The following is a 4532-nucleotide window of genomic DNA, read 5'->3' on the forward strand; positions in this document are numbered from 1 at the left end:
CAAAATGTCACCGGCTATGGCGTGGAGGAACGACTGCACACAAAAGCACATACCCCCCCCCCCCCCCCCCCCCCCCCGCCGGGCGCCGGCCCCGCCGCTCAGGGGTCCCCCGCGGCCCGTCCGCGGCGGGAGCCGGCGTACGCGGCGACGCGCAGTCGGCGCAGGCGCCCCGTGGGACGCAGCCCGGGCAGGTCGTGGACGTAGGGGTCGTAGGACACCGTGCCGGTGTCCAAAACGGCGTGCACCGTCTCCAGGGTCAGCCGGGCGAAGGTGCGCCAGGGTTCGCCGGCGGCGGCCGCGCGCAGGTCGAAGCGGACGGGCCGCCGGGCGACCGCCCGGCCCAGCGCCGGCAGGGTGCCCGCGGGCGGACCGGTGGTGCCGGGGACGGGGAAGGCCGCCAGTACGCGGGTGCGGCCGCCCATCCGGTAGGACAGCAGGGTGGAGTACGGTCCCGCCAGGGCCCCGGGCCTCAGCAGCGGCAGACGGCGGCCGAGGCGGCCCGAGCCGCTGGACGTGAGCAGCAGGTCGAGGTCCGCACCGGGACCGCCGGCGCCGGTGACCCGGACGGCCAGGCCCAGGGCGTCCGGCAGCCGCCCGGGCAGGCCGAGCGCACGGGACCAGCGCACGGTCACCGGGTAGGAACCGGGCCGGTCCAGCCACGGCACGCCCCAGGCCGGGCCGGTGCGCCCGGGCACCTCCAGCGTCCCGGAGCACAGCACTCCGTGCGGGTGCAGGGCCGGCGCCGAGCGCCGTCGCGCCAGCCGGCCGGCGACCCGGTGCGCGGCCCTGTCGAGCATCACGCGCCCCCCGCGGTCAGGGACGGATGACGGCGCGGACGCAGCCGTCGGTCTTGTGCTTGAACAGGTCGTAGGCCTCGGGCGCCCGGTCGAGCGGAACGGTGTGGGTCGCCAGGTGGGCCGTCTCGATCTCGCCGGCGGCGAGCCGGTCCAGCAGCATGGGGATGTAGCGCTGTCCGTGCAACTGCGCGCCGCGCACGGTGAGCCCCTTGTTGATCACGGCGCCGAGCGGGAACTTGTCGACGGCGCCCACGAAGACGCCCAGGACGAAGACGCTGCCGCCCTTGCGGCAGGCGTGGATGGCCTGGCGCACGGCGGTGGGCCGGTCGGTCTGGAGCCGGAGCTGCTGCTTGGCCTGGTCGTACAGGTGCATCGGGCCGTCGCCGTGGGCCTCCATGCCGACCGCTTCGATGCACACGTCGGGACCGCGGCCGCCGGTGCGTTCGCGCAGCTCGGCGGCGACGTCCGTGGTGGTGTAGTCGATGGTCTCGGAGCCGGCGTACCGCTCGGCCATGGCCAGCCGTTCGGGGATGCGGTCGATGGAGATGACCCGCTCGGCGCCGAGCAGGGCGGCCGCCCGGGCGGCCATCTGGCCCACGGCGCCGCAGCCCCAGACCGCGACCACGTCGCCGGGCTTGACGCCGGCCAGGTCGGCACCCATCCAGCCGGTGGGCACCGAGTCGGAGACGAACAGGGCGCTGACGTCGTCGATGCCCTCGGGCACGGGGAAGGCGCCGTAGTCGGCGAAGGGGACCCGGACGTACTCGGCGTGGCTGCCGCGCAGGCCGCCCATGGCGTGGGAGTAGCCGAAGATGCCGGCGGTCTCGTAGCCGAGCAGGGCCTGGCCGATGCCGGGGTTGGTGTTGGTGTTGTCGCACAGGGACCACAGGTCGTTGGCGCAGTACCAGCACCGGCCGCACCCGACGAACGAGGAGACGACGACCCGGTCGCCCACCTTGTGCCGGCGCACGGCGGAGCCGGTCTCCACGACCTCCCCGACGAACTCGTGCCCGATCACGTCCCCGGCGCGCATCGCCGGGACGTAGCCGCCGATGAGGTGCAGGTCGGAGCCGCAGGTCGTGCCCGCGAGCAGCCGCACGACGACGTCCTGGTCGTTGCGCAGCTCCGGGTCCGGGACCTGCTCGACGGACAGCTTGTTCACGCCTTCCCAGCACAGCGCCTTCACAGCACTCCCTCCCCACCGGAGCGACGGGAGAGCAGCTCGACCAGCTTGCCGCCCGGGGTCGGGCGGGTCGTCGGCGGCGCGTCGGGCCGCATCACCTCACCGGTCTCCAGGAGGGCCTTGGCCCGGCGCAGCGCGAGCCGCACCTCCTGGCGCGGGTCCTGCCCGGCCAGGCGCGCGGGCAGGGACGACGACACCGCGGACGCCGGCTCCTTCAGCCGCGCGGCCAGTTCCGTGCCGCGGTCGCCCGGAGCCGGACGGACCCGCACCTCGATCCTCTCCGCGAGCTCGTCGAGGGGAGCCGGCGGATTCCCGTCCGGCTGCACCTCCGTGACCGGCCGGTTGACCGTCACGGTGAGCCACCGGTCGCCCGCCCGGTCGTCGCCGCGGTGCTTCTCCCCGGCCTTCCGGGCCACCGCGACACCCGCGGCGACAACCGGGACCGTCCACAACGCCTTCTTCATGAGTTGCCTTCCCGCTCGGAGGGGCCGCCACCGTCCCGCGGCGGGTTTCCGCGACCGCCGGAACGAAACGGCCACGACCGCGGACGGGCGGAACGGGCCGCGCCGGCCCGTCCGTGCCCCGGGGCCGCTCCGGCGCCGCCGGCCGCGGCGGGGCGGACGGCCGCGGCGGGGCGGACGGCCGCGGCGGGGCGGACGGCCGCGGCGGGCCGCCGAGCCCCGCGGCGGCCCGGGCCGCCCTCGTGGAGGCGGCCGCGGGCGTCGCGGGCGCGGTGAGCGGCCACCGCGCCGAGCGCGGCGACCGGCCCGTGCCGTCCTGTCCGCCTCCTCGACCGGGACCGTGGCCGGGACGGCCGTCCGGGGGGTGCGGACCTGCCCCGGACCGGGGGAGCCCGGGGCCCGGGACCGGCCGCGGCCGGCGCAAGGAGCGGGCCGCCGCACGGGCCCCCCGAAGGAGCGGGAGCCCTCGGCCGGCAGCCGCCCGCACGGCCGTCGGGCGGGCCGTGCGCCGTGCCGGGGACCGGGGCCGCTTTGTTTCGCGCGCGTGGCGGAATCGTTGACAGGTGCTCACCCCTCTTGTCATGCGCATGAGTTGTAGGTGAGGCTTGCCCGCAGCCCGGAGCGGAACGCAACGCTCCTGGCGGGTGCGCGCGATCGCGCACCCACCCCCACAGAAGCGTGCCCCACCCAGGCGCGCCGCCTAGAGGAGGAACCCCTCGTAATGGCACGACTGCGCAGCAAGAAGATACGGTTCGCCGCGATCGCCGGTGTCGCGACGGCCGCCCTGGCCGGCGGGCTCACCACGATCCCCGCTCACGCCGCCCCCGCCGAAGGCACGGTGCTCGCCGCCGACTCCCCCGCCGCGGTCGAGGACAGCTACATCGTGACGCTGAAGAAGGACGCCGGGTTCAAGGCGTCCTCCGCCACGGGCAAGAACCTGCTCAAGAGATACGGCGGCAGCGTGGAGAAGACGTTCGGCAGCGCGCTGAACGGCTACACCGCCGCCCTCTCCGCCACCGGGGCCAGGCGGCTGGCCGCCGACCCGGCGGTCGCCTCCGTCGAGCAGAACCAGCGGGTGAGCATCGCCGCCACGCAGTCCAACGCGCCGTGGGGCCTGGACCGCATCGACCAGACCTCGCTCCCGCTGTCCCGCACCTACACCTACCCGGACAGCGCGGGCAGCGGTGTCACCGCCTACGTCATCGACACCGGCGTCCGCATCACGCACCAGCAGCTCAGCGGCCGTGCCAGCTACGGGTACGACGCCGTGGACGGCGACACCACCGCCTCCGACGGCAACGGCCACGGCACCCACGTGGCCACCACCATCGCCGGGTCCACCCACGGCGTGGCCAAGAAGGCGAAGATCGTCGCCGTGCGGGTGCTGGACAACAACGGGTCCGGGACCACCGCCGGGGTCATCGCCGGCGTCGACTGGGTGACCAAGAACCACTCCGGTCCCTCGGTCGCCAACATGTCGCTCGGCGGCGGCGCGTCCGCCGCCCTGGACACCGCCGTGCGCAACTCCATCGCGAGCGGCGTCACCTACGCGGTCGCCGCGGGCAACAGCAACACCAACGCCTCGTCCTCCTCCCCCGCCCGGGTGACCGAGGCCCTCACCGTGGGCGCCACCACCAGCACGGACGCCAGGGCGAGCTACTCCAACTACGGTTCGGTGCTGGACATCTTCGCCCCCGGCTCCTCGATCACGGCCGGCTGGCACACCGGTGACACCGCGACCAACACCATCTCCGGCACCTCGATGGCGGCCCCGCACGTCGCCGGAGCGGCGGCGGTCTACCTGGCCGGCCGCACCTCCGCCACCCCGGCCCAGGTCGCCTCGGCCCTGGTGGGCGGGGCGACCACCGGCAAGGTGACCGGCGCCGGTTCGGGTTCGCCCAACCGGCTGCTGAAGCTCGTCCCGTGAGGTCCGGGTCCCCGGCTCCGCGGTGATCCCGTGATCCCGTGACCCGCCGGGCCCCGACGCGGGGGGCCGGAGGGCGGGTCGTCCCCCCCCCGGGGAAAACCACCCCCGCACCCGACAACCCGCACAAGAGGGCAGGGGGGGAGTTCCCTCCGCCTGCGCGGTGT

The 4532-nt window shown here is 75.6% G+C and carries 4 protein-coding genes; 1 reads left to right on the plus strand and 3 read right to left on the minus strand.

Going from position 1 to position 4532, the window contains the following annotated elements; translation table 11 throughout:
• Nucleotides 1–98: 98 nt before the first annotated feature.
• Genes ACZ56B_RS24580 through ACZ56B_RS24590 form a run of 3 tightly spaced genes read right to left on the minus strand, consistent with a single transcriptional unit; the run spans nucleotide 99 to nucleotide 2444 of the window.
• The gene (locus ACZ56B_RS24580) at nucleotides 99–797 is read right to left on the minus strand and encodes a phosphodiesterase (RefSeq protein ID WP_468794602.1); all 699 of its coding nucleotides are present in this window, start codon (nucleotides 795–797) and stop codon (nucleotides 99–101) included.
• Between the two features lie 16 nt (nucleotides 798–813).
• Entirely contained in the window at nucleotides 814–1983 is a 1170-nt protein-coding gene (locus ACZ56B_RS24585) for a zinc-dependent alcohol dehydrogenase (RefSeq protein WP_468794605.1), read from the minus strand.
• Nucleotides 1980–2444 (minus strand): hypothetical protein, encoded by a 465-nt coding sequence (locus ACZ56B_RS24590; RefSeq protein WP_468794608.1) that lies wholly within the window; start codon nucleotides 2442–2444, stop codon nucleotides 1980–1982. The genes ACZ56B_RS24585 and ACZ56B_RS24590 overlap by 4 nt, the downstream gene beginning before the upstream one ends.
• Nucleotides 2445–3162: 718 nt before the next feature.
• On the opposite strand from ACZ56B_RS24590, the gene ACZ56B_RS24595 reads away from it, so the two are divergent.
• Nucleotides 3163–4368, plus strand: a complete 1206-nt coding sequence (locus tag ACZ56B_RS24595) for a S8 family peptidase (RefSeq protein ID WP_468794610.1) — start codon at nucleotides 3163–3165, stop codon at nucleotides 4366–4368.
• Nucleotides 4369–4532 lie beyond the last annotated feature (164 nt).

This window comes from Streptomyces sp. NPDC034670 (genome assembly GCF_055574875.1).